At 62.4% G+C, this 26,636-nt stretch carries 24 protein-coding genes; 7 read left to right on the top strand and 17 right to left on the bottom strand.

Annotated features, from left to right (window positions below):
- The 5 genes from KUV49_RS10230 to KUV49_RS10210 all read right to left on the bottom strand — a co-directional run bounded on the left by KUV49_RS10230 (window position 1) and on the right by KUV49_RS10210 (window position 5,358).
- Window positions 1-699 (bottom strand): ABC transporter ATP-binding protein, encoded by a 699-nt coding sequence (locus KUV49_RS10230; RefSeq protein WP_222450962.1) that lies wholly within the window; start codon window positions 697-699, stop codon window positions 1-3.
- On the bottom strand, window positions 692-2,509 hold the full coding sequence (locus KUV49_RS10225) for an ABC transporter permease subunit (RefSeq protein ID WP_222449861.1): 1,818 nt from the start codon (window positions 2,507-2,509) through the stop codon (window positions 692-694). Before KUV49_RS10225 ends, KUV49_RS10230 begins: the two co-directional genes overlap by 8 nt.
- Window positions 2,510-2,517: 8 nt before the next feature.
- Window positions 2,518-3,384: an ABC transporter permease subunit gene (locus KUV49_RS10220; RefSeq protein ID WP_222449860.1), complete on the bottom strand. Its 867-nt coding sequence runs from the start codon at window positions 3,382-3,384 to the stop codon at window positions 2,518-2,520.
- Window positions 3,385-3,440: 56 nt separating this feature from the next.
- Window positions 3,441-4,649: an ABC transporter substrate-binding protein gene (locus KUV49_RS10215; protein ID WP_222449859.1), complete on the bottom strand. Its 1,209-nt coding sequence runs from the start codon at window positions 4,647-4,649 to the stop codon at window positions 3,441-3,443.
- Window positions 4,650-4,887: 238 nt separating this feature from the next.
- Entirely contained in the window at window positions 4,888-5,358 is a 471-nt protein-coding gene (locus tag KUV49_RS10210) for an RrF2 family transcriptional regulator (RefSeq protein ID WP_222449858.1), read from the bottom strand.
- A 121-nt stretch (window positions 5,359-5,479) separates the two neighbouring features.
- Between KUV49_RS10210 and KUV49_RS10205 the strand changes: the two genes are divergently transcribed.
- From KUV49_RS10205 to bioB, 5 genes are all read left to right on the top strand, one after another.
- Window positions 5,480-6,397 carry an NAD(P)/FAD-dependent oxidoreductase gene (locus KUV49_RS10205; RefSeq protein ID WP_222449857.1) on the top strand — a complete coding sequence of 306 codons (918 nt, stop codon included), beginning with the start codon at window positions 5,480-5,482 and terminating at the stop codon, window positions 6,395-6,397.
- Window positions 6,398-6,409: 12 nt separating this feature from the next.
- Window positions 6,410-7,030: an SAM-dependent methyltransferase gene (locus tag KUV49_RS10200; protein ID WP_222449856.1), complete on the top strand. Its 621-nt coding sequence runs from the start codon at window positions 6,410-6,412 to the stop codon at window positions 7,028-7,030.
- A gap of 155 nt (window positions 7,031-7,185) precedes the next feature.
- Window positions 7,186-7,854 carry a GntR family transcriptional regulator gene (locus tag KUV49_RS10195; protein WP_222449855.1) on the top strand — a complete coding sequence of 223 codons (669 nt, stop codon included), beginning with the start codon at window positions 7,186-7,188 and terminating at the stop codon, window positions 7,852-7,854.
- Window positions 7,855-7,938: 84 nt separating this feature from the next.
- Window positions 7,939-8,496 carry a biotin transporter BioY gene (locus tag KUV49_RS10190; RefSeq protein WP_222449854.1) on the top strand — a complete coding sequence of 186 codons (558 nt, stop codon included), beginning with the start codon at window positions 7,939-7,941 and terminating at the stop codon, window positions 8,494-8,496.
- Window positions 8,493-9,467 carry a biotin synthase BioB gene (bioB, locus tag KUV49_RS10185; RefSeq protein ID WP_222449853.1) on the top strand — a complete coding sequence of 325 codons (975 nt, stop codon included), beginning with the start codon at window positions 8,493-8,495 and terminating at the stop codon, window positions 9,465-9,467. The genes KUV49_RS10190 and bioB overlap by 4 nt, the downstream gene beginning before the upstream one ends.
- A gap of 417 nt (window positions 9,468-9,884) precedes the next feature.
- On the opposite strand, the gene KUV49_RS21715 is transcribed toward bioB, so the two are convergent.
- The 12 genes from KUV49_RS21715 to KUV49_RS10125 form a co-directional block, all read right to left on the bottom strand.
- Window positions 9,885-10,184, bottom strand: a complete 300-nt coding sequence (locus KUV49_RS21715) for a hotdog domain-containing protein (protein WP_222449852.1) — start codon at window positions 10,182-10,184, stop codon at window positions 9,885-9,887.
- 1 nt (window position 10,185) lies between these two features.
- Window positions 10,186-10,986: an enoyl-CoA hydratase/isomerase family protein gene (locus KUV49_RS10175; protein WP_222449851.1), complete on the bottom strand. Its 801-nt coding sequence runs from the start codon at window positions 10,984-10,986 to the stop codon at window positions 10,186-10,188.
- A gap of 7 nt (window positions 10,987-10,993) precedes the next feature.
- Entirely contained in the window at window positions 10,994-11,740 is a 747-nt protein-coding gene (locus KUV49_RS10170; RefSeq protein WP_222449850.1) for an SDR family NAD(P)-dependent oxidoreductase, read from the bottom strand.
- A 4-nt stretch (window positions 11,741-11,744) separates the two neighbouring features.
- Window positions 11,745-12,896, bottom strand: coding sequence for a thiolase family protein (locus tag KUV49_RS10165; RefSeq protein WP_222449849.1), 1,152 nt, complete (start codon window positions 12,894-12,896; stop codon window positions 11,745-11,747).
- A complete protein-coding gene (locus KUV49_RS10160) occupies window positions 12,893-13,270 on the bottom strand; it encodes a Zn-ribbon domain-containing OB-fold protein (RefSeq protein WP_222449848.1) in 378 nt (125 codons plus the stop codon). The genes KUV49_RS10165 and KUV49_RS10160 overlap by 4 nt, the downstream gene beginning before the upstream one ends.
- Window positions 13,271-13,601: 331 nt before the next feature.
- Entirely contained in the window at window positions 13,602-14,540 is a 939-nt protein-coding gene (gene gcvA / locus KUV49_RS10155; protein WP_222449847.1) for a transcriptional regulator GcvA, read from the bottom strand.
- A 207-nt stretch (window positions 14,541-14,747) separates the two neighbouring features.
- Window positions 14,748-15,950: a CaiB/BaiF CoA transferase family protein gene (locus tag KUV49_RS10150; RefSeq protein ID WP_222449846.1), complete on the bottom strand. Its 1,203-nt coding sequence runs from the start codon at window positions 15,948-15,950 to the stop codon at window positions 14,748-14,750.
- Between the two features lie 363 nt (window positions 15,951-16,313).
- Window positions 16,314-17,792, bottom strand: coding sequence for an aldehyde dehydrogenase (locus KUV49_RS10145; protein ID WP_261391153.1), 1,479 nt, complete (start codon window positions 17,790-17,792; stop codon window positions 16,314-16,316).
- Window positions 17,793-17,861: 69 nt separating this feature from the next.
- On the bottom strand, window positions 17,862-19,307 hold the full coding sequence (locus KUV49_RS10140) for an FAD-binding protein (protein WP_222449845.1): 1,446 nt from the start codon (window positions 19,305-19,307) through the stop codon (window positions 17,862-17,864).
- A 594-nt stretch (window positions 19,308-19,901) separates the two neighbouring features.
- Window positions 19,902-20,969, bottom strand: coding sequence for a 3-isopropylmalate dehydrogenase (leuB, locus tag KUV49_RS10135; RefSeq protein WP_222449844.1), 1,068 nt, complete (start codon window positions 20,967-20,969; stop codon window positions 19,902-19,904).
- 200 nt (window positions 20,970-21,169) lie between these two features.
- The gene (locus KUV49_RS10130; protein WP_222449843.1) at window positions 21,170-22,120 is read right to left on the bottom strand and encodes a D-2-hydroxyacid dehydrogenase family protein; all 951 of its coding nucleotides are present in this window, start codon (window positions 22,118-22,120) and stop codon (window positions 21,170-21,172) included.
- A gap of 324 nt (window positions 22,121-22,444) precedes the next feature.
- On the bottom strand, window positions 22,445-24,490 hold the full coding sequence (locus tag KUV49_RS10125) for a TonB-dependent receptor domain-containing protein (RefSeq protein WP_222449842.1): 2,046 nt from the start codon (window positions 24,488-24,490) through the stop codon (window positions 22,445-22,447).
- 200 nt (window positions 24,491-24,690) lie between these two features.
- On the opposite strand from KUV49_RS10125, the gene KUV49_RS10120 reads away from it, so the two are divergent.
- Together KUV49_RS10120 and KUV49_RS10115 are read left to right on the top strand one after the other, a co-directional pair.
- The gene (locus KUV49_RS10120) at window positions 24,691-25,743 is read left to right on the top strand and encodes a hemin-degrading factor (RefSeq protein WP_222449841.1); all 1,053 of its coding nucleotides are present in this window, start codon (window positions 24,691-24,693) and stop codon (window positions 25,741-25,743) included.
- Entirely contained in the window at window positions 25,740-26,636 is an 897-nt protein-coding gene (locus KUV49_RS10115) for a hemin ABC transporter substrate-binding protein (protein WP_261391152.1), read from the top strand. Before KUV49_RS10120 ends, KUV49_RS10115 begins: the two co-directional genes overlap by 4 nt.

Raw genomic sequence — 26,636 nt, 5'->3', positions numbered from 1 at the left:
TCAGACCCCCAGCAACTCTTGCTGAAGTTTCTTGTCCGCCAGCAACGCGTCCCGATCCGTCTCCGTCCGGATTTCCCCCTTCTCCATGACATAGGCGCGCTCGGCGATGGACAGGCAGAAATCGAGGTTCTGTTCGGCGACGAGGATCGCGATCCCCCTTTCCCGGTTGATCCGCTTCAGGATGCCGGCCATCTCGTCGATGATGGAGGGCTGGACACCTTCGGTCGGTTCATCGAGCAACAGGATACGCGGCATGATCGCCAGCGCTCGGGCCAGCGCCAGAACCTGTTGCTGGCCGCCCGATAGTCCCCCGGCCAGATCGTGGGCCTTGGGGCGCAGCATGGGGAAGTCGGCGAGCGCCTCATCCACCGTCTTCTTCGGATCGTGCCCGTTGGATGCAGCGGCGACGGCGATATTCTCGATCACCGTCATCCGGGGAAAGACGAAGCGCCCTTGCGGCACATAGCCCAGCCCCGATTTCGCCCGCTTCGCCGGCGAATTCGGCGCGGGTTTGCCGTCGATCTCGACATGACCTTCCATGGGAGGAATGAGGTGTGTCGCAAACCGCATGAGCGTGGATTTCCCGACGCCATTGCGACCGAGAAGGGCGACAACCTCGCCGCTTTTCACCTCAAGCGAGACGTTGCGGATGATGGTGGTTTTGCCATAGCCGCCCGTGGCGTTCACAACCTTAAACATGCTCGCTTCTCCCCAGGTAAATGTCGAGAACACGGTCATCGGCGCGCAACGCCTCGATGTCGCCTTCGGCAAAAACCTCGCCCTGGTGAAGGACCGTCACATGGCCCTCCAGCGTCCGGACAAATTCCATGTCGTGTTCGACCACGACGACCGTTGTGTGTCTTGCGAGCGTCCGAACGAGCGATGACAGCTCGCGGGTTTCCTCGTTGGTCATGCCCGCGGCAGGTTCATCCAGAAGGACAACACGGGGGGCGAGGCAAAGGACCATGCCGATATCCAACCACTGTTGCTGCCCGTGCGACAGGGCAGATGCCTGAACGTCTGACTGGCCTTCGAGACCGAGCATGTTGAGGATCTTTGCCGCAACATCTTCTGCCTTGACCCTGTCCTTGGTCCGCGCAAAGGCCGCCGTCCACAGGTTGTCGGCCACTGTCAGTTCACCAAACACCTGCGGTTTCTGGTTCTTGACGCCCATGCCCTTGCGCACGCGATCAAAGATCGGTGCCTTCGTGATGTCTTCATCGCCGAGCGTGACCGTTCCGCCCTCGGGCCTGTACATGCCCACACAGGCCTTCAGGAACGAGCTTTTGCCCGCACCGTTCGGCCCGATCAGCGAGTAGGGCTTCCCAGGGGTGAAGGACTGCGTGACCTTGTTGACCGGGATCACACCGCCGAACTGCTTGAAGGCCTCGACGGTGCCCATGTTCTTCGCCGGTCCCGCATCCTTGGCGGCGTCCTCCAGGATCTCGCCCAGGACCGCGCTGTCGATCTTGACCGCACCCGCATTCCGGGCGGCCTCGTTGGGATCGGGAAGCGCCTTGCGCCAAAGGTTGCCCAATCCGCCGAGGATCCCGTTTTGCAGGAAGAGAACGAGCAGGATGAGCACGACACCCAAGATCAGGGTCGTCTGCCCCCCGACCGCTCCGCCGCCAAGAAAGAAGGACAGCCCACCGATGGCCAACGCACCGAGGAACGCGCCCGACAGCGTGCCGAGACCCCCCACCAGAACGTAGATCGGAACCAACAGTGCTTCCTGCACCGAGAAGATCGACGGGTTGAGGTAGTTGGCCCACAGACCGAACAGCGCGCCCGCGAGTCCGGCCAGAGCACCGGAATAGGCAAAGTTCAGAAGCTGGTATTTCCTGACGTCATAGCCCAGCAACTCAGTCTTCTCGGCATCGATGCGGATGCAGTCCACAATTCTGCCGAACGTGCCACGCATCAGCCAGCGCGTGACGAAATACAGAAGTGCCGCGATGACGACCGCCGCCGCGAACGCCGCGTTCGGTCCAAGCGACTGCGCGCCTTCGCCCACCCCCAGGACGATCCCCGGAATGTTCGACAGCCCGTTATCGCCACCGATGGCAGCTTCTCCGACATCGAGCTTGAACGTCTGGGTCACGGACCAGAGCAGAAGGGTGAATGTATAGGAGAGGATAGTGCTTTGCAGCGGTCCCATCCGCGCGAAGAATATGATGTAGCCGAGAGCCGCCGCAGCCAGTGCCCCGAACGCGGCCCCTGCCGGAAGAGCCCAGATCAGGGTGTTTCCGGTCGCGGGTGCGAGGTTGATGGCAACGACACTGCCAAAATAGCCGCCCAGCCCGTAAAAGGCCGCCTGGCCGAGGCTCAGCAGCCCGCCACGCCCCCAGACCACATCGAGACTGAGGCCGAGAAGACCGAAGATCACCCAGGAGGTCGCGACGAAAGCCAGATAAGGGTCAATCTGCCCGGAAAAGGCGAGCGCCAGCAGAATTGCGACAGCGGGAAATACCAGGCCTGCGTTTTTGTAGAGCTTTTCAGAAAGTGACATGGCGGGCCTCACAGCTTGCGGCGCCACTTGGCCGAAATCCCCATCGGGTAAAGCCAGAGCAGCAGTGCGGTGATCACGAAAAAGAAGACATCGCCGACGACGGAGGTCATGAAGCTGGCGGTTACGGATGCGCCACCCCCAAGACCGATTGCCGTCAGCGCACTGCCGGTCAACGTTACCGGCCCGGCGACCACAACGGTCAGGAACGCCTTGATGACAAAGGCAAATCCCATAGAGGGCGTTGCCGGTACGATCGGGAGAAGAACCGCGCCTGCAAACCCCGCCAGACCGCAGCCGATCGAGAAGGTCAGCATGTTCGTGCGCGAGGATTCAATTCCGATGGCCTGCGCCATTTGCGGCACCTGGATCGAGGCGCGCGCCTTCATGCCGTAGACCGTTCTCGTCATCAGAAGGTAAACGAAGACCAGCATCGCAGCCGCCACCCCGATCATCAGAAGCGGGTACCCGGCCAGGCTGTATTCGCCGATGGCCATGCTGAACTGCGGCATACCGATGCCCGGCGTCACGGTTCCGAAAATCAGGACCGCGAGTTGGTAGAACACGATGCTCAGGCCCCAGGTCGCCAGCATGGTGTCGAACAATCGGCCATAGAGCCGGTTGATGATCAGCACCTCGACGAGGGCCCCGATGGCCATGGTCACGGCCACCGCGATCGGGATCGAGAGGATGTAGGGAACCCCCGCTTGCGTGACGGTCAGGGCGGTATAGGCCCCGATCATCAGAAACTCGCCATGGGCAAGGTTGATGACCCCCATGAGGCCGAAGACGACCGCAAGGCCGATTGTCGCGATCAGCAGGATCGACGCGCTGGACAAGGACGACAGCAGGACTGTCGCCAGGAAATCGAGTTCCATGGCTTCCTCCCTTGAAGGATACGCGCCCCTGCCGCGAGGCCGGGGCGCGCTTTGACTTAATTGGTTTCAGGCGTGAAATGTTCGACGAGGTCGGGATTGGAGGCAAGATCGCACATCTCGTTCTCGTAGGTTGGCGCGACGTCTTCGAAAGTCTCCACGATTTCAAAGCCGTGATGATCGTTGCCGCGCGCGATGTAGATGTTCTGGCGCAGGTGGTGGGACCCGGGTTCCATCGTGACGGTGCCGTTCGGGGCGTCGAACGTGATGCCACTTTCCAGGGCCGTGATGACGGCTTCGGGTTCGGCCGAACCGGCTTCCTCGACGGCGGCGGCCCACACATGCACGGCGTTCCAGACATCGACCGCGCCGGACACGATGGGCGTGTCATCGCCGTATTTCGCCGTCCACTTCTCGACAAATTCCGCATTGGCGGGATTTTCCACCTGCATGAAGTAACCCTGGCTGGCGATCAGCCCTTCACCCGCTTCCGGCGAAACCACGACCTGCTGGTTGCCGGAGCCGTAATTCGAGGAGACCACGCCAATGCTGTCCTTCAGGCCGGCCGCCGCAAATTGCTCGAGAAAGCCGGTCTGGTTTGCCCCCACGGGGAGCGCGACCACGAAATCGGGACGGGATTGCTGGATTTTCTGTATCGTCGGCGCGTAGTCGGTGACGGTCAGGGCAAGGAAGTCCTCGCCCACCACTTCACCGCCGTTCGCTTCGGCGTACTCATTGACCCAATGTGCCGAGATCGTGCCGAAGTTGTAGTCCGGCGCCATGATGTAGATACGCGGCCCGTACTCTTCGATGGCCCATTCGATCAGCGGCTGAAGCTGCTGCGATGCCGATGACCCCGTCACGAAGGTCTGACGGTCGCAGGCGCCGCCTTCGTAAAGCGATGAATAGAAGTAGGGGATGTTCGCGCGGCGAAAGATCGGGCGGATGGCCTCGCGGGACGAGCTGGTCAAGCCGGCGAACATGGCCGAGATCCCGTCGCGCAGCACGGATGTGTTGGCGTACTGGGTATATTTGCTCAGCTCGGACTGGGAATCGTAGCTGACCACCTCGATCTGTTCGCCAAGAACCCCACCGTCCGCGTTGAGGCTCTCGACCGCGAGATCGAGCGCGTTGTCCTGCTGGATACCGTAGATGTTCAGACCGCCGGTCAGATCGAAGATCGCACCGATCTTGACCTCGGCGAAGGCCGTCTGCGCCGACAGAGCGGCGGCAACGGCAATCATGCTGGTAGTGAAGTGCTTTTTCATTTCGGATAGTCTCCCTGTTTATATTGACAGGCTGAGCATCCGGGCTGTGATTCGACACAAAAAAATCGCAACAGAACAAATGCTCAGCTGCGATGCGTGATAATTTCAGGTGCGTCGTTGCACGGGTGGTTGATACCAAGCCGCCCGCGTCCCGTCAAGCGAGGCAACGGCAGTCTGGCAAAACTGCCTGGCAGGCGGCTCACTACGCCAGTCCGGGACCATAGAGGTCCGCCCCGGATTATTGCGCCGTCGAACCATGCCACTGGAACGGCACCGAGTGCCCGCTTTCTGCAAACCGCCGCTCGAAATCCTGCGCGACCTCCTCCACCGTGATCGCGGAAAACTGCGCCAGCAGCCGCGCCTCGGCCTCTGACAGCGTCGCGTCCAGCCGCGCGTCGACCGCCTGTTCGACGAGGCAGGACGAATGATCCGCCTGTGGCCCGATGTTGAACAGCGGCGGGTGACCGACCGCCTCGTAGACATCGCGCAGGCTGATCCTGGCCAGCGGGCAAGCCAGTTGCCAGCCGCCGCCATGACCCTTTTCCGACGTCACGATTCCCCGCTCGCGCAGCCCCGCCATCATCCGGCGGACCACCACGGCATTGGTCGAAATCATCTGCGCGATCTGTTCCGAGGTGGCACGCCCGACGTGCCGGTCCATGTGGATCAACACGTGCAACATGCGGGACATGCGAAGATCGCGCGCCATCGGGTTTCCTTTCATTGTCTGTCCAGCCTCCTTAGCAGCACTCAAGTAACAATGAAAGTTTCGTGTCTTGAAGGTGCGCGGCGAATCACGTAACTCTTAATGATACATATGAGGGAAGACCATGGAACATGATATCATCGTCATTGGCGGAAGCTTTGCCGGGCTCGCCGCCGCAATGCAGCTCGCCCGCGCCCGCAGACGCGTCTGCGTGCTCGACACCGGCGCGCCGCGCAACCGCTTTGCCGCCGCCTCGCACGGGTTCCCCGGGCAGGATGGGCGCGCCCCGCAGGCCATCCGCGCGACCCTCAGACACGAACTCTCGGCCTACCCCACTCTGTCCTTCCGGGACGGCACGGCGGTTTCGGCGGTGCGCGACGGAGACGGGTTTCGGGTGACATTGGCAAAGGGCGGAAACATCACCGCGCGGCGGCTGGTGCTGGCCTTCGGTGTCCGCGACAGCCTGCCCGACCTGCCGGGGGCAACCGAACGCTGGGGAAGCACCGTGCTGCATTGCCCCTATTGCCATGGCTACGAGCTGAACGGCGGCCCAGTTGGCGTTCTGGCGCGCGGCGACGCGGCGCTGCACCAGGCCATGCTGCTGCCGGATTGGGGGCCGACCACGCTCTTTACGCAAGGTTTGCTCGCCCTCTCCGCAGATCAGCGGCAAGGCCTGGCCGACCGGAGGGTCACGGTCGAGGAAACGCCAGTCGTGGACCTGCTCGGCACCGCGCCGGCGCTCGACGGGGTGCGCCTGGACGACGGGCGAGAGGTTGCGCTGGCGGGTCTCTTCCTGGCCCCCGACACCGCGCCCTCCTGCGATCTGGCACGCGATCTTGGCTGTGCACTGACGGACGGCCCCACCGGCCCCTACGTGGCCGTCGACCCGATGCAGGCCACCAGCCAGCCCGGCGTCTTCGCCGCCGGCGACCTCGCCAGCCCCATGCCCAACGCCACGATCGCCGCGGCCTCGGGCGTGATGGCGGGCAGCGCCGCGCATCGCTCGCTGATCTTCGACCCCGATTTGACCGCAACGGCCTGAAGGAACATCGCCATGCAGCAAACCACCCGAGACTTCTGGAACGACCGCTACCGCGAAAAGACCGGCGAGACCTCCGGCAAACCCGGCCTCGTCCTGTCCCAGTTCGCCGGTCCGCTGCAGCCGGGGACGGCGCTGGAACTGGGCTGCGGCCGGGGCGACGACGCGCTCTGGCTGGCCCGGCAGGGCTGGCAGGTGACAGCGGTGGACGTGTCCGCCGTGGCGCTCGCCTACGCCTCTGAAAGATCCGCCCGCGCCGGACTGGCCGGGTCCCTCCGCTTCGAAGAACACGATCTGGCCGAAACCTTCCCGGACGGCAGACACGACCTCGTGGTCGCCAGCTTTCTGCAATCGCCGCAGGATTGGCCGCGCGCCCGGGTGCTGGCCCGGGCAGCGGGGGCGGTAACCACCGGCGGGCGACTGCTGATCACCGAACACGGCAAGCGTCCGCCGGGCTCCGAGGCGGCGGAGGACATGGTGTTTCCCGGCGCCGAGGAAACGCTGGGCTCGCTTGCCCTCGACCCGCGCCACTGGCGGCGGCTGTGCGTCTGTGCCATCGCGCGCAAGAGCACCCGGCCCGAGGTGCAAGGCCAAACGGCCGAGGACAACGTGATCTTCCTGCAGCGGCTGGGCTGAGGAAGGGATTTCGTTCAGCGCCCCCTTTTCCCGCTCCGGACACGCCCGGCCCTTGTACCAGGGGCGGGGTGCGTTCGGCGCTGCCGGACAGACTCCGTGGCGGCAGGCCTGCCAAGCGTATCGACTTACCGCGGGACATCAATTATCTATAATTCATGAAGCATGCCCCCGAAGAGACCCAATCCACCCGCATTGCCCGCATCCTCGCCGACCGCATCATCTCGGGCGAGATCCCGCCCGGCGCACGGTTGCGGCAGGACCACATCGCCACCGAGTTCGGCGCCAGCCACGTCCCGGTGCGCGAGGCCTTTCGCGCGTTGCAGACCCAGGGCCTGGCGGAGAGCGAACCAAGGCGCGGCTTTCGTGTTACCGAGTTCGACATCGCCGAATTGCGCGAGGTGGCCGAGATGCGCTCCAGCCTCGAAAGCCTCGCGCTGCGCCACGCCGCGCCCAACATGACGCGCAGGATTCTTCAGGAGGCGGAGGAAGTTACGCGGCGCGGCGACAGCGCCAGCACGGTGCGCGACTGGGACGCGGCGAACCGCCACTTTCACCGATTGATCCTTGCCCCCTGCCGGATGCCACGGCTCTTGCGAACCATCGACGATCTTCAGGCGGCAACCGCGCGCTTTCTCTTCGCCGCCTGGCGACGCGACTGGGAGGCGCGCACCGATCACGATCACCGCGCCATCCTCGACGCGCTGCGCAGAGGGCAAACCGATCTTGCCTGCACCACACTTGCACGCCACGTCGGCTGGATTGGAAAACGCAAACCTGCTGCAAAAAACTCCGATTCAAGAGAGACTTACAAGATTCTCAGATAATTATCTATAATCTTGATTGCTTCCACCCGACCGAACCCTCCCAATTATAGATAGATTCCACACCTATCTTCGGAGGACACACACATGGCATTTCTCGACCCATCCCGGACCCGCCCCGCATCGCTCTGGCGCGGCATCGCGGTCGTACTTGGTGGCGCCTTGCTGATAACAATTGGCGCCAAGGTGCAGATCCCGTTCTGGCCGGTCCCGATGACGCTTCACACGCTGGCCGTGTTCTTTCTCGCCGCCGCGCTCGGACCGAGGCTTGGTTTCGCGGCGATGGCAACCTATCTGGCCGTTGGTGCATTGGGCCTGCCGGTCTTTTCCAATGCGCCGGAACGCGGCATCGGGCTTGCCTATCTCGTCGGGCCGACGGGCGGCTACCTCGCGGGTTACCTGCTCTCGACATTGGTCATCGGCTGGCTGTCCCGCAATCGAGGGTGGATCGGCCAGGCACTTGCGATGCTCGCCGGTCTTGCCGTCGTCTATGCCGTCGGCCTGCTCTGGCTGACCGCCTTCGTCCCACTTCCCGGCCTGATCGCAGCAGGCTTCACGCCATTCATCCTCGGCGATCTGCTCAAGGTCGCTCTGGCCAGCGGCCTGACCGCGGCGATCACCCGCCTGAAGGAGCGCGCACAATGATCCGGACCGACTGGACCATGCAAGAAGCACGGGAGATTCACGCCCTGCCCTTTCCCGACCTGCTGCACCGCGCCCAGACGCTGCACCGCGCCCATTTCGACCCGACCACGATCGAGACCGCGAGCCTGCTCAGCATCAAGACCGGCGGCTGCCCCGAGGATTGCGGCTATTGCTCACAATCCGCCCATCACGACACGGGCGTAAAGGCCACCAAGCTGATGGAAACGGAAGAGGTTCTGGCAGCCGCCAGGCGCGCCAAGGCCGCCGGGGCGCAAAGGTTCTGCATGGGCGCCGCCTGGCGCAGCCCCAAGGACCGCGACATGGACAAGCTCTGCGACATGGTCCGGGGCGTGGCCGATCTGGGACTCGAGACCTGCATGACGCTGGGGATGCTCTTCCCGGCCCAGGTCGCGCGGCTGAAGGCGGCGGGGCTCGATTTCTACAACCATAACATCGACACCTCGCCGGCGTATTATGCCCGGATCGCCAGCACCCGCTCGATGGAGGACCGCCTCGATACGGTCGAGCAGGTCCGCAAGGGTGGCATCAAGGTCTGCTGCGGCGGCATCCTCGGCATGGGCGAGGCCGAGGAAGACCGCATCGCCATGCTGGTGACGCTGGCGACCCTCCCCGCGCATCCCGACAGCGTGCCGGTGAACCTGTGGAACGAGATCGAGGGCGTACCGATTCAGGCGCGCGCGCAGGCCGTCGATCCCTTCGCGCTGGTGCGGCTCGTGGCGCTGGCCCGCATCCTGATGCCGGCCTCCGTCGTGCGCCTGTCGGCCGGGCGCACGGGGATGAGCGACGAGGTGCAGGCGCTTTGCTTCCTCGCGGGCGCAAACTCGATCTTCGTGGGCGACCAGCTTCTGACCACCGGCAACCCGGCTGCGTGGAAGGACGCGGACCTGCTGCTCCGGCTCGGGATGCGGATCGCTCCTGTGAAGGCCCCCGCCCGGGTCGCCGTGCAATAGGCTCCGCCCCGGCGAGGTCTCGGCCGCCGGGACAATCTGCCTTGGTCTCCTGAACGGCACGATATAGGTCTGCCCCTGCGGTCAGCAGCATTGCGTCCGACTGCACGGCTGGCCCGACGCGGACCTTCGCTGCAGCGATCGGGAGCGTTGGCTATGCGGGACTTGCTGCCATTCACGACGGAGGCAATCGTCAGCCCCCGGGGTGGCGATCCGACGACAATTCTGAAGCACTTAATGCCTGCCAAATACATCCTCGAAAGGGTCGTTGCGCCCAGCCTCGCCAAATCGCCAGCCCAAGGGAGGGGCTGACGATGGCCGGGCCGCTTCGCGGCTGTTAACCGGCTGGATGCTCGAACCCAATGTCTCACAACGACTCGAAGCCGACCTTCGCGGCAGCGAGGGTAACAGCAGCGAGTGTTAACCCGTCCCGCCCGGCGACATTTCCACCGACGCGATGCTACTGAAATACCGACACGATACCGACGTGCCAAATCGCGTTAACCAACCGCCCTCCTCCCCGTCCGAGGCCTCGGCCAGCAACTCGCCAACCGTCGGCAGTCCCTCACTGTCGTCCCGTCGCCACGCCTCGGCTCGGATGGTCAGGGACGTTCGGCCCACACGCTCGATCCCTGTGAAGATCGAGACCTCGTCGCCGACCATCACCGACCGAAGGAACGACACGGATAGTGGGATTACCGTGGGGGCCGACAGGCCCATCTTATCTCCCCCGGAATTCCGGCTTTCTCTTCTCGCTGAAGGCGCTGCGGCCCTCGATCCGATCTTCGGTATCGCGCAAGAGGCCCCAGGCCAGTTCGTGCATCTGCATCCATTGCTCCGCGCGCTGGCCATCGGTCTGGTCGGCCAGCATCTTGACCATCTGCACGGCGAGCGGCCCCATGCCGGCGATCTTTGTGGCAAGGGCCAGCGATTCCGCGTCGAAGGTCGGCAGCGGATGGACGGCGCTGACCAGGCCGACCTGCAGCGCGCGGGTGGCCGAGATACGCTCGGCCGAAAAGACCATATGCAAGGCCACGTGGCGTGGCACCGCGCGTAGCAGCGCAGAGACACCACCTGCTCCTGGCAGGCTACCAATTGCAACCTCCGGCAAGCCGAAGGCTGCGTTGTCGGCGGCAATCAGGATGTCGCACTGCAGAGCGATCTCAAGCCCGCCGCCCAGGCAGAAGCCCTTGACCGCCGCGATCATCGGTTTGCGCCGCCGGATATCCGAGAGGTCCAGCATCCGGACATAGAGGCCCGCTTCGGACGACCGCGTCCGGTCCAGCCCGAAGGCCTCCGCGACGCCGGCAGTGGCGGTCATGCCGCCGATATCCGCCCCCGCGCAGAAGGCCCGTTCCCCGGAGCCGGTCAGCATCAGTACGCGGACGTCGGGATCGGCGTCAGCCTCTTCTATGGCCTGGCGCAGGTCTTGCAGGTGCGGGATGTCCAGTGCGTTCAGCTTCTCCGGACGGTCGAGGGTGATGATGACGACGTGGTCGTGACGTTCGATGTGGATCGGCATGGGGGCCTCATACGCTCGGACTCGACAGAGACCGGCCGCCACAGACGTAGATCAGCTGGCCCGTCACGTAGTCGTTCGCGGGATCCGCCAGGAACAAAACCGCCCGCGCGATGTCGTCCGCCCGCCCGATCCGCTTGCGCGGCACGGACGCGCGGAGCTTCTCCTGCACCTCGGCGGTGAAGCCCTCGAACATTGGCGTCTCCACGATGCCGGGGGCAATCGCATTCACCGTCAGGCCCTTGCTCGCGAATTCCAGAGCGAGGCTGCGGGTCAGGCTGACCACCCCACCCTTCGCCGCCGAATAATTTGACTGGCCATAGCCGCCCAGCCAAGCGCGGGACGAGATGTTGACGATCCGCCCCGCCCCCTGCCCGATCATCACTGGCGCGACGGCACGGCAGGTCAGGAATTGCGACTTGAGGTTGGTGTCGATGACGTCGTCCCAGTCCGCCTCGTCCATGTCGGTGATCTTCTTGTCGCGGACGATGCCCGCGTTATTCACCAGAACGTCGATGGACCGGAGGCTCCGGTGAACTTCGGCCACGGCAGCCGATACCTCGGCGACCGAGGTCACGTTCACTTTCATCGGCAGGATCCGCGCATTCGGAAAGTCGGCTTCAAGCCTGGCGTGCGCCTCCCCCAGAGCCTCCTGGTTCAGGTCGAAGATAGCGACAGCGCACCCGGTGGCCACCAGCGCCTCGGCGATCCCCAGGCCAATGCCCCGCGCGCCGCCTGTCACGATAGCTGTCCTCATCGGATCAGACCCCCAGCAGATGGACGGAGGATGCCGCGTGGTCCACGCCTGCAATTCCGCCGCCTGTGCACTGCGTCAGCCCGATCTTCGCGCCTTCGACCTGACGGCCGGTGGCACGGCCCTGCAGCTGCCATGTGATCTCGACCATCTGCGCGACGCCTGTCGCCCCAAGCGGATGCCCCTTGGCCAGCAGTCCGCCGCTTGGGTTTACCGGGACCCTGCCGCCAAGCGCCGTGTCACCACGGCGCAGCAGGGCGGCGCCTTCGCCGGGTGGGGCCAGTTGCAGGGCTTCGTAGTAAAGCAGTTCGGCGATGGTGAATGCGTCGTGCAGTTCCACGACATCAACGTCCGCAGGCGGAACGCTGGCCTCCTCATAGGCCTTGCGAGCAGTGCGGGCGGTGATTTCCGCATCGAGAATATCCTCGCAGCCCAGTTCCTGATGACCGGATTGGACGGCGGAGCCGAGGATGCGAACAGCCTTCTGCCTGCCCTTCGGCTGCTTCGTCGTAAGCACCACGGCGGCCGCACCATCGACCATCGACGGGCAGCATTGCAGCAGGGTCAGCGGTTCGGCCACGGGGCGCGAGGTCAGGACCTCCTCCAACGTGACTTCCTTGCGCTGTTGCGCATAGGGATTGCGCGCCCCGGCGGCGCGGTTCTTGACGGCGACGCGAGCAAGGATCTCGGGGCTTTCGCCACGCTCATACAAGTACCGCATCGCGCGCATCGCGTAGACCGAGGGAAGCGTCATGCCCTGGTCCGAATAGAGCTGCGTCTTATAGTCGTTCCTTTGCAGCGGGATCGTGCCGCCGCCCAGCTGAGTCAGTGCTTCGACGCCCCAGACCACGACGGTGTCGTAGACGCCCAGCTGCAGGGCCTGTCGGGCAAGGTGGACCGCGGTCGCGCCGCTGGCGCAGGCGTTCTCGACATTGTAGAGCGCAGGACCAGTGATCTGGAGGTCCCGCGCCAGCACCTGACCCAGGATCATACCGCCGTAGACGTTGGCGCTGTACATCGCCTGTACATCGCCCGGCTCGAGCCCGGCATCGGCAAGTGCTCCCAGAACGGCGGCTTGGACCAGGTCCTGCATGGATTTGTCTTCGTGCCGGGCAAAAGGCGTCATGGCGGTACCGGCGATGTGGACTGTCGTGCTCATGCCGATGGCTCCTCGGCCTTCACGAAGCGATAGACCGCTTCGGACCCCACCCCGCCTCCTTCCGCGATCGCATGCACGCTCATGCCGATCCGGAGATCTTCCGCCGGGCAGGACAGGCGCCCGAACACCCGCGTCTCGCCGGGGTAGTCGACAAGAGCCAGGACGAAAGCCGACGTTGCCAATTTCGGATTGGGATGGATAACGGTGTAGCTGTAGAGAGAGGCCGGCCCGCTCAGCTCGATATCTTCGTAGAGACCGGCGACCGGGGTATGAGAAGGAATTCGGGGGAACGTACCCTTTCCGCCTGCTTTGCTGCGGGAGGCCAGTAGGGTGACATCGCGTCCGTCCAAACCTTTTTTGAAGGTGTTTTCCATCTTTATTGCCTCCGGTAGCCTAATCGCAGTAGCCAGCTTCGGCTCGAGCCCCGTCACTTTGCGGGACGCGGCCGCCAGCTGCTCGTTTCCTGAAATAACTATTGATTGGTCACGAACCTGGTCGCAAAGGACAGTTGCGCAGGCCCGCGTTGACATATGCTCACGCTCTCCCGAAATTGCCTTCAAGGAGTCGGCTCTTGCCATTGCAGCATCGTTCGGCAGCCGCGACAGGTCATGCGCGACCACGTCCCTCCCTTCGCACGCCCGTCGAGGCTTGAGGCAATTTGCGGTAAGTAGGCAATGGAAGCCCCAGGGTAGGTTTTTCGAAGGCTCAGGCCTGGCCGAACCGTGTCAGCGCGGGAATGACGGCCTCGTCATTCCGTTCCGCCCCGCATTGCTGTAGCAGCCAGGTCCGGAATTTGCGAAGCGCGGGGTTGCGCATCCGGTTGCGTGGATAGATCAGGTAGTAGGTAAAGGCGCCACGAGTCACCGTCGGCCCAAACGGTTGAACCAGCCGCCCAGCGTCCAGATCGTCTCGGAACAGGGCTTTCTGCGCCACCATCAGACCTTGGTGATCCAGCGTAGCCTGATAGGCCAGCATGGAGCTTGCGTATTTCGGCCCTTGGTACCAGTCGACCAGATGCCCCAGACCGGCAGTATCGACCCAGACCCGCCAGTCCTCGGGCCGCGCGAGCGTGTGCAGGAGTTTCTTGCCGGCCAGGTCTTCCTTGGCCTTCAACCCGTGTCGCTCCACGTACTCCGGAGTGCATAGCGGCGCCAGATGGTTCTCGATCAGCTTCTCGACCTCAAGCCCCGGATAGCCGCCATCGCCAAGCCGGATCGCGGCATCAACCTTCTCCCGATCAAAGTCGACGGCCTCGAGGGACGTCGTCAGCCGGATCTCGACCCCTGGATGAAGGTCGGAGAAATTGGATAATTTGGGGATAAGCCACTTGCCGCCAAATGTGGTGTAGGCCCGGATGTGGACCACTTCCTGTCCCTTGCTCCCGATCAGTTGCTTGGTCGCCTCAGCAAGGGCCCAAAGGTGCGGCGAGATGCTCTGGAAATACCGCTCCCCTTCAGCGGTGAGGACTATCTCGCTGGCGGTCCGGCGAAAAAGCATGACGCCCAAGCATTCCTCCAGCGCTTTGACCTGCCGGCTTACCGCGCCGGCGGTCACATTCATCTCTTCCGCCGCATTTCGCATGGAACTGTGACGGGCGGCAGCCTCGAAAGCACGAAGCGGGTTGAGAGGTGGAAGGTCGTGCATAGGATACCGCCCAATTAAGCAGTCGGGATGTCACATTACGGCAACTGGCCAGGATATCAATCTTTGCGATCTCCGATCAAAGGCGCCTGACACATGCGAATGATGACGGATTTGCGCCGGGTGCAGTGGGCCAGTCCACGATCCCCTGCCCTGATCGATATCGCTAGATCTGTATTCGATGCAGGGCGTATTCATCGTGCCGAAGGCCTATTGGACACCGCCGAAACAACGCGATGCGATTGCCGCATCAATTTCTTCATCGCTGAAACCGAATTGACGAAGCACTTCCCGGGGATCGCCCGACCGCGGCGGCGCCGCCGTCATTCTTGGTTGTTCGGTGCCATGGAATTTAATAGCGGGTCCAGGCGTCATGATCGTATCTCCGTTCGACCGTGGCACTTGGGCAAGAAGATCTGCCTGCACGACCTGCGGGTGCCGAAGAAGGTCGCCATAGGTCGAGACCGGCGCGCAAAGTATGTCGGCTTCTGACAAAAGTTCGAACCACTCGGCATTGGTCCGGCGCAAGAAATATTCGGTCAGAACAGCGACCATGCGCTGCCGGTTCGCGACCCGCTCTCCCGAAGTGGCGAGGCCGGGCGCCGCCGCAAGTTCCGGGCAGCCGAGCACGTCACAGAGCCTTTCCCATCGGCCGCCATTGTAGGCCGCCACCATGATCCATCCGTCTGCGGTCGGAAACGCCTCGTTCGGTGCGGAATACGGCGCCGCCGAGCCTTGCTTACGCGGCTCTTCCCCGTCGACAAGGTAGCTGGTGATTGCGGCTTGCTGCAGCGCTATGGCAGACCGGAACAGGGAAATGTCGAGCTGCGGCCGCTCGTCACCTTGGCGGATCATCAGGCTGGCGAGCACACCGCAGGCGGCGACATAGCCCGTGAAGACATCGACAATGGGCGTTTGGACCTTGGCCGGTCCGGTCTCGGGAAAGCCGATCAGGCTCATCAGCCCGGAATCGGCCTGCATGATGCCGTCGACGCCAGCGCGCCTGGAATAGGGCCCGGTCTGCCCATAGGCCGAAACGGAGCAGTACACCAGATCCGGCTGGGCCGCCTTGCAGGTCGTCTCGCCCAGACCAAGCCGGTCCATCACGCCGGGGCGCATGCTCTCGACCACCACGTCGGCATCCGCGATCAGACGCAGGGCAACCTCCTGACCAACCTCCGACTTCAGGTCGAGTGTCAGGCCCTGCTTGTTCCGGTTGAAGCCGTGAAACAGAGCGGCCACGCCGTCGATCCAGCCGGGTCCAAGCGTCCGGCCGATATCCCCTCCCGGCGGCTCAATCTTGACGACCCGTGCCCCGAGATCGGCGAGGATCATTGTGCAAGTTGGGCCCGCCCCGATCTGCGTGAAATCGATGACGGTCTTACCTTCGAGCGGACGTGGTGTCGGAGTCATCGCGCTATTCCACTCCGCGTGCGATCTGGTCTGCGGCGAACTTGACCACAGCAAGCGTTGGAAGGCAGATCAGCGGGCTCTCGGCCTGATTGTGGCGGAGTATTTGCGCGCCCTTTACGCCTGGCCCGATGTTTCCCGTTGCGGTCACGAAGTCCTCCCGTGCTAACCACCTCATTTGGCATCCGGCAAGGCGCAACTACAAACCACATTGCCGCACCACTTGCGTGAGGAAATATCACTCTACCCGAGCGCAGTTGTCAGAGAGCGAGCGGTGGTTGAATGCGGACATGGTGCCCGCGCGATCGCACCTGCTGGTGGCGCAGATCTGCCGCACCTCGCCCCTTACCGGAAGTTCGGTCTCGCTCAGCTCAGAACGAAGGGATTTGCGATTCCAGGTTTCGGGTTAATGAATATGCTTTTTTCTTCAAGGTATTCATAGATCGCCGCAGCTCCGTTTTCCCGTCCGATCCCGGATTGCTTGAATCCGCCGAAAGGGGCAAGATAGCTGACAACCCGATAGGCATTCACCCATACAGTACCGGCCCGAATACGGCGCGGCAGCGTTATGGTGCGCTCCAGATCGCGTGTCCAAACCCCCGCTGCGAGGCCGTAAGGACTGTCGTTTGCGATTTCCACCGCCTCATCGTCATTGCCGAAACGGATCACGGACAATACCGGGCCGAACACTTCCTCGCGCGCGATCCTCATACGGTTGTCGATGCCAACATAAATTGTTGGCTCGATAAAAAGACCCTTCTCGCAGCCTGGCCTCGTGGAGCGAGTACCGCCCATGACGCATTTTGCGCCCTCCGCTTTCGCGATCTCAAAAAAGCTCAGCACCTTGTCGAATTGCGGTTTCGTCGAGACCGGCGCGATATTGGTCTCCGCATTCCTGGGGTCGCCAAGTTTCGCATCCTGCATGAATACCAGCAGTTTCTCCACGAATTCATCATGAATGCTGTCATGAACCAGAAGCCGCGAGCCGGCCATGCAGGTCTGCCCGGTGGCCGCGAAAATTCCCGAGATCACGCCCTTTACAGCGTCATCCAGATTTGCGTCCTCAAAGACTATATTCGCCGATTTTCCACCCAGCTCGAGAGAAACCGGCTTGAAGTCCTTGATCGCCGTGAGGGCAACCGCTCGCCCACCCACGTCGCTTCCTGTGAAGGCGACCCTGCTTGTCAGCGGATGTTCCACCAGGGCGCCACCTACCTCCTCCCCGTAGCCGGTGACCACGTTCAGAACACCGGGGGGAAGGCCCGCTTCGTGACAAATTTCAGCAAAGCGCAGGGGCGACGCCGAAGAGAATTCTGACGGTTTGACAACGACGGTATTGCCGGCAGCAAGTGCCGGCGCCACTTTCCATGTCGCCAAAAGCAGAGGGGAGTTCCAAGGCGCGATCGCGACGACGACCCCGTATGGCTCGTAGACCACCTGATGGAAAAGTCCCGGTTTATCGATTGGCGTAACGCGACCCTCGATCTTGTCGCACATGCCGCCGTAGTAGCGAAACCACTCGGGAAGATACTTCATCTGAACGAGCATTTCGGCCTTGAGCTTGCCATTGTCTGCAACTTCGAGGTCTGCGAGTTCCTCGGCATGCGCTTCCAGCATGTCGGCCAGACGATAGAGCGCCCGACCCCGCTGGGTTGCCGTCATGGCAGGCCAATCGCCTTCGCGAAACGCTCGGTCGGCCGATCGGACTGCCGCATCGGCATCTCTGAAATCGCCCTTGGCGAAAGTGGCCCAGTCTTTTCCCGTGTACGGATCGAGGCTTGGAAAGGTGGCTTTGCTTTCGGATGCCTGCCACTTGCCGTCGATCCACATGTCATAGTGCTGCATTGAGCTTGTCTTTCCATAAGTCGAATGACGGCCGTACGGGCCGTCATTGCCATGAGCTTCGGGTTGAGTTCAGGTTACGGCATCTGCCAAGTCGGGCATTGTCGCTGCGGCATGCGCTCCGGCGATACGGCCAAACGTCAGGGATCGCAGAACGGACGTTGCCGGTGGATACTCGTGGTAGAACAGCCCTGTCAGCTCGCCTGCGGCGTAGAGGTTGGGGATGGGTACGCCATTTGGCGTCACGACACGCCCGTGCAGATCGGTCCGGATGCCGCCATAAGTGAAACAGATGGCCGCCGTCAGTGGCATCCCGATAAACGGCCCTTCGTCCAACCGGACCGCCCAGTTGGATTTGGGTGGTGTCAAGCCTGTTGTTGACTTGCCGTCAACCGCGTCCGGAACGAAGGGACCATCGTGAGCCGCCGCGTTGAACTCATCGACCGAGGCCCGCAAACTGGCCGGGTCAAGTCCAAGCTTTTCGGCGAGTTCTTCGATGGTATCGGCGGTTTCGGGGGGGACGTCGCTCAGATATCCCATATCCCATCCCTCGATCTGCGTCGTCTTGGCGTCCGCGATCCAATAGGCTTCCTGGTTTTGGTTTTTCCAGATTTCATAGCCGACCAACTCGAAGGTGTTGTCCCATGTGGCGTTACCTTCGTCGTAGAACCGCTTCGCTTTGCCGTTGACGAAAATGCCGCCGGTATAAGTGTAAATGACGGCATCCGCCTTTCCGGTCCGACGATCGACAGGTTCGGCGTGGATCATGTCGAACTGCCCCGCAACATCTGCACCAAGGTTCATTGCCATTCGATGCCCATCGCCTCGGTTGTTCGCAATGCCGGGCGCGATCAGCGGAAGATCGCAGGCCTTGCTTCCGAGGTATCTGGTCAACATTTCCGGGTTTCCTTCAAAACCGCCGCAAGCCAGCACGACTGCGCCTGCCTTGATGCTCTGTGTCTTCCCGCTGGACTCACGGATGAGCAACCCGTCGACGGCACCTTCGGAATCTGTCTTCAGCTCAAGCGCTTCGGTTTCGTATTTGAAGGTGACGTTCGACATCTTTTCGAGGCGCCCGCACAGCGCTTCCACAATGGCTAGCCCTCCTCCGTCGGGCATGCCCGGAGGCTGAACGCCGGGATCCTTCTCGTCTCCAAACGTGTGAGCGAACGGAAATTCCGGGAAGAGAATGTTCACGCCCCGCTCTTCGATGAATTTCAAAGTGCCGGGAGTCTCCTGCTCCAGCTTTTTGCAATAATCGTAGTTGGCCAACCCACCAGAAACACGCTTGACACGATCGGCCCAATCCGGGTCGAGTTTGCGGTTCTCCGTGATGCGCAGAAAGGCTCCGGTCCAGCGTGTGGCGCCGCCTCTTTGCTCTTTCGACGACCGTTCCAGAATAAGCACGGTCCTGGGTTTGGGTTTGCCTTGCGCATGCTCTGCAAATGCCGTTGCTGCTGCCAGACCAGCGGCACCGCAGCCCACAACAATGACGTCAAATCTTGCTCCACCCTCCATGATCAACTCCTCCTCTCATGGCTTGTTACTGAGCATATGAGGCGGACGCAGGTTCACGAAACCGAAATATCCTGCTGCCGGAGTGAGCTAATGTAACTCTGCGCCTGGACGCGCGAGCAGGCCTCGGAAAAAGCGTTCGCGTGACACGACTCCGGTACATGACGTGTCCGAACATTGCCTGGAACTCCAACTCCAAAGCTCTTTGTCGGGCCTCATCAGAGCGTCATCGACCGGGAAGTGATCGTTCGAAAGCACCGGCGCCATTTGCGACGCCCCGGAATTACGGCCAGGATCTTGCCCGACATGTCCGTTATTAGCAGCCGATCGCGGTTTTTCGTCAACACCGTGGGAACGCACACCTAACCCTCGATGCGCAGTCTGAGGACCCATTGGGACAGCAGGTTCTGGTCTATCTGTGCCTTGAAATGCCGCTCAGGATCGGATCGAGTAAAGTATCCGCAGAAGGCTGGCCGGATCAGCCGTCACATCGCGATGGAAGGGCGGCGTTTACCACCGCAGAGACGGTCGAACTCGTCATTCGGCGGTCGCAGAGCATCGTTGACAGACCGCCGACTTCTTCAGGTGTTGCGTCGTTCAGACAAGCGCCGCCACGACCGCATCCCCCATTTGAGTTGTTCCAACAAGCTCGCCTTCCGGAGTGAATATGTCTTGGGTTCGCAATCCAGAGTCCAGGACTCTGTCGACAGCTTGCTCAATCCGTATTGCTTCTTCTTCCAGCCCGAAGGACATCCGCAACATCATCGCCGCCGAGAGGATTGCTGCAATCGGATTGGCGACATTTCGTCCCGCAATGTCAGGAGCGGTCCCGTGAACCGGCTCGAACAAACCCTTGCGCCCATAGGTCATCGTTGCCGATGGCAGCATTCCGATAGAACCCGTCAGCATTGCAGCTGCATCGGACAGGATGTCCCCGAAGAGGTTCTCAGTCACCATGACATCGAACTGTTTGGGGTCGCGCATCAATTCCATCGCCGCAGCGTCCACATAAAGATGGGACAGTGCAACGTCCGGATACTCCCTGGAAACCTGGGAAACCACATCGCGCCAGAGCACCATGGACTCAAGAACGTTTGCCTTGTCGACTGACGTCAATTTCCCGGTGCGCCGTCTCGCCAACTCGAAACCTGCCCGCGCGATCCGTTCGACCTCCGACTCGGAGTAAGTCAGCGTATTCGTTCCCGCCCGTTCGCCGCCCGGCAAAGTCGAAATTCCTCGCGGAAGCCCGAAATACAGGCCCGAACTGGTCTCGCGGACGACAACCAGATCAAGGTCACGGACAATCTCAGGTTTGAGAGTCGAAGCGCCGATCAGAGCCCGGTGGGGCTTGACGGGTCGGTAGTTCGCAAACAGATTCAAACGCTTGCGCAGCTTCAAGAGCGCTCCGGTTGCAGAGACATCGCTGGACATTGTTTCATCTCCCGGAAGGCCGCAGCCTCCCAAGAGAATTGCGTCGGCTTCTTCTGCAATCGCGATGGTCCGAGCCGGCAAAGCTTCACCGCAGGCAGCCATCGCTGCGCCGCCAATGAGCCCCTTAACAAGTTCGTATTCATAGGAAGAACCGAGTGCAGCATTGAGGACTTTCACCGCTTCGCCGATCACCTCGTCTCCAATTCCGTCGCCCGGAAAGACGGCAATTTTCATTCGGTCGGCCCTTTTGCAACTTGTCATGATGTGGCTCTTTCCTGCTTGACGGAAACCTTCAAAAAACGAGTCCGATAGCCTCGCCTTCGCGAGACTCGCGCCAAAACTGCTTCAATTCTTGAATGACCCGGAATCAATCGCGCTCAATAGCCGAAAACTCGTGACCTTCGCATTCCTTGCGCGGCTGACACGGATCTGCGTTAACTATGGGTCGAAGAGAATTCGGGAAACTCTGCACCGCTCTTGTAGGCAAGTAATATCTCGAGAGAAGCATCTGCGAATTGCGCATACATTTCATCTGTCGGCCACCCGAGATGAGGGGTCAGAACGACATTGTCCAATTTTCGGAGTGGGTGATCCGTGGGCAAGGGCTCGGTATCGAAGACGTCCAGACCAGCCCCTGCGATCTTTTTTTCTCTCAGGGCGTCGATCATGGCCGCCTCGTTGATAATTGGGCCGCGCGCGGTATTGATGATGTGTGCAGTCGGCTTCATGAGCGCAAAGTGACGTGCATCGATGAGGCTCCGGGTTGCAGGCGAAAGCGTCGCATGGACCGATATTACATCTGAAATTGCCACGAGCTCGTCCAGGTCAACACGGCGAACACCGACCTCCGCGGCTGCCGTGTCGCTCAAGCGGCCTCCCCAGGCGACGACCTCCATTCCGAAAGCCTTGCAAATTCCCGCTACGAATTTTCCGATGTTGCCAAGGCCGACAATCCCCAGCGTCTTCCCTCGCAGGACGGGTGTCATGGGCGTTGGCCACTCGCCCGCCTTGAGTGCGGCGTCGCAGTGGGGAATTCTTCGCATAGAGGACATCATGAGAGCGATCGCCAACTCGCCCGCGGCGCCACAAAACCCCCCGGATGCTTTGCCGACCTTGATGCCGAGCTGTTCAGCCGCAAGCATATCTATGTGGTAGGCGTGATTTCCCGTTTGGCAGAGCAGCTTCAGGTCAGGCAGGCTTTCCAACATTTCCCGGTCGAAGACGGTGCGCTCTCGCGTTGCGACGATGGCATCAAAACCACCAAGCTCAGAAGGGACGCCAATTTCTTCTGTGAAAATACAAACGTCCGCGTGCTGCCTGAGTTGCGCAACCCCGTCTGTTTTCTCGTAGGCATTGTGAAAATCGTCAAGAAAAGCGACCCGCATCCGTTGTCCCCCATTCCGCTCGTCAAGTTGGGCGGTTGTCGTTCTTGTATTGAGTAGCAGAACGCACCTTGGCGCGCGACCGAGCTTTCTGCCGGGATAGAGTGAGGAAATGTATCGACTTGCGATCTGAGCAGGGCCTGCCCGGTAGTATCCCGGAAAATGGTGTAGGAACTGGCGGCCACCGCGCGCCAGCGGGCATGGGCCTGGCGGGATCCGTGGGCGTGAAACAGTCTCCTCGGGCCGGACGCCAGCATGGGCCAGCCCGTAGGATTTTTCATATTATTACCCGAGCCAAGCGTTACCTGTCGCCCGGCGTGTCCACCTTCAGAACGTTCGGCTGAGCGACACTTTCAGGGTCCGGCCCGGCGCCTTGCGGTTGGGCGAAGACAGGTGCCCCACGTAATCCGCATCGAAGGCATTCTCGATCCCGAAACGCACTTCGCTGCCCTCCAGCCAGCGCGTAGCGGGTGTCCAGGTGGCGCGCAGGTTATGCACGGTCGTATCCCCCAGATCCGCGCCAAGCGAGTTAAAGCGGTCGGCGGCGTGAATGACCTCCCAGCTGAGATCGAGGTAATCGCCAACCCGTTGACCCACTGTCAGCTGCACCCGGTCCGCCGCAGAGTTGCGCCATGTCCGCGAGGTGCTGTCGGGATCGTACTCGTGCCCCTCGCCCACGTGCCCGGCGAAGTCGATGTAGAACCCCCGGGCGGTCCCGTAAGACGCCTCAAGCTCGACCCCCTCGGTCGTGACACCGTCCAGATCACTTCCCATGGCGCCGGCCGCGGTATAGGTCGTGATGTCCCACAGCTTCGTCTGGTACAGGTTCCCGCGCAGCGTGAACGAGTCGCCTTCCCGGAAGATGTCGGTTCCGGTGTAGGCGGCCCCGATCTCGAACGTGTGCGATTTCTCGGTCGTGGCCAGGCGGCGCTGCGCGGTGGCGGAGTCACCCAGATCGTCGATCGGCGGCAGCCCCTCGGTATAGGCCGCGCTGCCGAACACCGAAACGCCGTTGCCGAAATCATAGGCCACGGCCAAGCCGCCCATCAGCGCGTCACTTGAATAGCTGCGAGGCGCGCTCCCAAGCGCCTGCGAACTTTTGATCCGTGATGTCTCGTACCGGATCGCGGGGGTCACGGTCGTCTGGCCGATGGTCATCTCGTTCACCACGAAGGCGGCGAAACGGTCGTCCGTTCCGCCCGGCGCGCTATTGGCGTCCAGGCGCTTCTTGTGAATGCCCTCGATCCCCGCCAGCATGTCATGCTCGATCGTGCCGGTCGTGAACATCGCCCGGTTCGAAAGGGTCAGCTTGGTCGTCTGATAGCGGTTGTCGGCACAGATCACGCCAAAGAAAGGGTTGGCGCAGAAGACGGCCACCGGCTGGCCGCCTTGAAGGGGTGAGCTTCCGTCGATGTAGGTATTGTCGATCTTCTGATCCGCGTAGGACAGGTTCGCACGCAGGTCGATCAGGTCGTTGGCGGGATTGAAACGGTACTCGACGGTCGTCTGTTTCGTGTCGGTCAGCCGGTCGACCCGGCCGAAACTGCCGGGCGTCGTCTGGAACTGGTCATAGGGCACATCCTTGTCGTCCGCCTCGGTCCGCGAATGGCTGAACATCAGCGAATGCGCGTCATCCTGCCCGAAGGTGAACCTGGCCTTGGCCAGGAACGATGGCGTCTCGAACGAACTGTTGCCGATCTCGGTGCCGTCCCCGGCCTCCAGCGTGCCTTGGTCGCGCCAGGTATAGTTCAGCAGGAACTCCGCTCCCTTCGCCGGCATCCACGCGAGGTTGGTCGAGCTCACGAACCCGTTGCCATTGGTGCTGAATTCCAGCGTCTGCGATCCGCCAAAACCCAATTCCCCGCCCGTAAAGTCGGAGGCGTCCTTGGTTTCCAGCCGGACGACGCCGCCGACGATCCCCGAGCCGTAGGCAAAGCTGCCGATCGTGCCGCGCAGCACTTCGGCCTCTTTGTACAGAAACGGATCGGTGAAGAGCTGCGTGCCGATGCGGTAAAGCTCTTCCGACCCAACCGACGCGCCGTCGATCTGCACCGCGATCTTCTGATCCGACCCGTAGGTCGTGTTCGCGCCGAAGCCCCGGATGTTTATCCCCGACCCCTGCGGCGTGGTGCCGTTTACCAGCGTGACGCCGGGTACGGAATCGATCAGCTGCGCGACCGTGCTCGCCTGCCGGTCCTTGATCTCAACTTCGTCGATGACGGTCCGCGACAACGCCGTGCCAAAACTGAGATCCCGCTTTCCGGGTGTCAGGATCAGCGTTCCCAGGAACCCCGGCTCCTCCTGCGCGGTGGCCGTCCCGGCCAGTGACAGACAGATCAGCGCGGTCGTGCCGCGCAACATCATGGTGAGCATGCGCTCGCTCCTTTTGCAAAAGTAGGTCCGTTGCTTGCAAAAGGCTGGCGCGGCGTTTTCGCGATTTTCGATGATCCCCATCGCGACGGGTTGCAGCGCTAAACCAATCCGACTAAAACAGTCAAGTAAATTCAAGAGCCACGCACCGCTGGAATACCGGGCGCAGCCATCGGACCTGCACGCTTACCGAAGGATGCCCCATGAGCGACCGCACCTCCCCAACCCCAGACGACATCCGCGCCCACCGGGCGGAAAACCCCAAGCTACGCGCCCGCGACGCGGCACAGGCGCTGGCGATTTCCGAGGCAGAGCTGGTGGCCGCCGAGGTGGGCCGGGGCGTGACACGGATCGCGGCGCATCCCGACCGGGTGATCCCTGCCGCCGAACAGCTGGGCGAGGTCATGGCCCTGACCCGCGTCGAGGCCTGCGTGCACGAAAAGGTCGGTGAGTACGGCAATTATCATCCCGGCGATCATGCCGCGATGACCCTGACCGAGAATATCGACCTGCGGATCTTTCAATCGCACTGGGTACACGGGTTCGCGGTCGAAACCGAGACAGAGACGGGACCGCGCCGGTCGATCCAGATCTTCGATGCGGCGGGTGACGCCATCCACAAGATCCACCTGCGCGACTCCTCGCGGCACGATGCCTGGGCCGGGCTGGTTGCGGACCTCGCAGTGGAAGATCAGTCCGACACGCAGGCGGTCGCACCCCGCCAGCCCACCGAAGCGCCGAAGTCGCGCCTCGACAAGCGCGATATCCTGCGCGACGAGTGGGCCCGTCTGACCGACACCCACCAGTTTCTGCGCCTGTGTTCCAAGCTGAAGATGAATCGCCTGGGCGCTTACCGCATCGCTGGCGCACCGTTCGTGCGCCGGCTTGACCCCAAGGCGGTGGATGACATGCTGCACGCCGTGCGCGATACCGGGATCGAGATCATGCTGTTCGTCGGCAACCGCGGCTGCATCCAGATCCATTCCGGTCCGATCGTCACGTTGCACCCGATGGGGCCGTGGCAGAACGTGATGGATCCCGGCTTCAACCTGCACCTGCGGCGCGACAAGGTGGCGGAACTCTGGGCCGTAGAAAAGCCCACGCAACGCGGTCCGGCTGTCTCGGTCGAAGCCTTCGATGCGGATGGCGGCCTGATCTTCCAGTGCTTCGGCGTCGGCAAGGAAGGGCGCGATTCCCGCCCCGCCTGGGGCGAAATCGTCTCGAAGCTGAATTCGGCCGAAAAGGTGGCGGCATGACCTGCAAATCGGGTGCAAGGGCGGCATTCCTCGCGATCGGCATCTCGATGGTGGGTGCCGTCGCGGCCTTCTCCGTCAGCGGACAGCAGGCAAAGACCGCGGAAAACCCGCATGCCACGGTCCTGTCCATCGGCGGCTCCGTCACCGAAATCGTCGCGGCGCTGGGACAGGAACACCGGCTGAAGGCGCGCGATACGACGTCGACCTATCCGCCGTCCGTCGAAAGCCTACCGGACGTGGGCTATATGCGGGCGCTGTCGCCCGAGGGCATCCTGTCGGTCGGTCCCTCGCTCATCGTGTCCGAGGAAGGGGCCGGGCCGCCAGAGGCCCTTGACGTGATCCGCGCGGCTGACGTGACATTCGTCGAGGTTCCCGACGCGCTGACCACCGAAGGCATCCTGCGCAAGATCTCGGTCGTGGGCGATGCGCTCGACGTACCGGACCGGGCCGAGGCCCTGGCCGCCAAGGTCAAGGCCGAGATGCAGGCTGCGATATCGGATGCCGCGCGTCCCGAGGGGGACAAGAAGCGCGTCCTCTTCGTCCTGTCCACCCAAGGCGGCAAGATCAACGCCTCCGGCACCGGCACCGCGGCAGATGCCATCATCCGCATGGCGGGCGGGCTGAACGCGATCTCCGCGTTCGAAGGCTACAAGCAGATCACGGACGAGGCCGTGGGCCAGGCCGCACCGGACGTGATCGTGATGATGAGCCGGACCGGCGACCATGCCATCACCGATGACGCGCTCTTCGACATGCCCGCGATCCGCCTGACCCCGGCGGCCCGAGAGCGCGCGGTCGTGCGGATGGACGGGCTTTTGATGCTGGGGTTCGGCCCTCGCACCGCCGAGGGTATCCGCCACCTGAACGCCGCGCTTTACGAACAGGGCAGCTAG

Source organism: Roseovarius atlanticus (assembly GCF_019802205.1).
Taxonomy (GTDB): Bacteria; Pseudomonadota; Alphaproteobacteria; order Rhodobacterales; family Rhodobacteraceae; genus Roseovarius; species Roseovarius atlanticus_A.
Note: the sequence above shows the minus strand (reverse complement) of the source record. Positions and strands in the feature narration are given on the sequence as shown.

Coding starts and splice junctions, on each gene's coding strand:
- KUV49_RS10230 (WP_222450962.1), bottom strand. CDS start 699: ATGTTTAAGGTTGTGAACGCCACGGGCGGCTATGGCAAAACCACCATC.
- KUV49_RS10225 (WP_222449861.1), bottom strand. CDS start 2,509: ATGTCACTTTCTGAAAAGCTCTACAAAAACGCAGGCCTGGTATTTCCC.
- KUV49_RS10220 (WP_222449860.1), bottom strand. CDS start 3,384: ATGGAACTCGATTTCCTGGCGACAGTCCTGCTGTCGTCCTTGTCCAGC.
- KUV49_RS10215 (WP_222449859.1), bottom strand. CDS start 4,649: ATGAAAAAGCACTTCACTACCAGCATGATTGCCGTTGCCGCCGCTCTG.
- KUV49_RS10210 (WP_222449858.1), bottom strand. CDS start 5,358: ATGGCGCGCGATCTTCGCATGTCCCGCATGTTGCACGTGTTGATCCAC.
- KUV49_RS10205 (WP_222449857.1), top strand. CDS start 5,480: ATGGAACATGATATCATCGTCATTGGCGGAAGCTTTGCCGGGCTCGCC.
- KUV49_RS10200 (WP_222449856.1), top strand. CDS start 6,410: ATGCAGCAAACCACCCGAGACTTCTGGAACGACCGCTACCGCGAAAAG.
- KUV49_RS10195 (WP_222449855.1), top strand. CDS start 7,186: ATGAAGCATGCCCCCGAAGAGACCCAATCCACCCGCATTGCCCGCATC.
- KUV49_RS10190 (WP_222449854.1), top strand. CDS start 7,939: ATGGCATTTCTCGACCCATCCCGGACCCGCCCCGCATCGCTCTGGCGC.
- bioB (WP_222449853.1), top strand. CDS start 8,493: ATGATCCGGACCGACTGGACCATGCAAGAAGCACGGGAGATTCACGCC.
- KUV49_RS21715 (WP_222449852.1), bottom strand. CDS start 10,184: ATGGGCCTGTCGGCCCCCACGGTAATCCCACTATCCGTGTCGTTCCTT.
- KUV49_RS10175 (WP_222449851.1), bottom strand. CDS start 10,986: ATGCCGATCCACATCGAACGTCACGACCACGTCGTCATCATCACCCTC.
- KUV49_RS10170 (WP_222449850.1), bottom strand. CDS start 11,740: ATGAGGACAGCTATCGTGACAGGCGGCGCGCGGGGCATTGGCCTGGGG.
- KUV49_RS10165 (WP_222449849.1), bottom strand. CDS start 12,896: ATGAGCACGACAGTCCACATCGCCGGTACCGCCATGACGCCTTTTGCC.
- KUV49_RS10160 (WP_222449848.1), bottom strand. CDS start 13,270: ATGGAAAACACCTTCAAAAAAGGTTTGGACGGACGCGATGTCACCCTA.
- gcvA (WP_222449847.1), bottom strand. CDS start 14,540: ATGCACGACCTTCCACCTCTCAACCCGCTTCGTGCTTTCGAGGCTGCC.
- KUV49_RS10150 (WP_222449846.1), bottom strand. CDS start 15,950: ATGACTCCGACACCACGTCCGCTCGAAGGTAAGACCGTCATCGATTTC.
- KUV49_RS10145 (WP_261391153.1), bottom strand. CDS start 17,792: ATGCAGCACTATGACATGTGGATCGACGGCAAGTGGCAGGCATCCGAA.
- KUV49_RS10140 (WP_222449845.1), bottom strand. CDS start 19,307: ATGGAGGGTGGAGCAAGATTTGACGTCATTGTTGTGGGCTGCGGTGCC.
- leuB (WP_222449844.1), bottom strand. CDS start 20,969: ATGAAAATTGCCGTCTTTCCGGGCGACGGAATTGGAGACGAGGTGATC.
- KUV49_RS10130 (WP_222449843.1), bottom strand. CDS start 22,120: ATGCGGGTCGCTTTTCTTGACGATTTTCACAATGCCTACGAGAAAACA.
- KUV49_RS10125 (WP_222449842.1), bottom strand. CDS start 24,490: ATGCTCACCATGATGTTGCGCGGCACGACCGCGCTGATCTGTCTGTCA.
- KUV49_RS10120 (WP_222449841.1), top strand. CDS start 24,691: ATGAGCGACCGCACCTCCCCAACCCCAGACGACATCCGCGCCCACCGG.
- KUV49_RS10115 (WP_261391152.1), top strand. CDS start 25,740: ATGACCTGCAAATCGGGTGCAAGGGCGGCATTCCTCGCGATCGGCATC.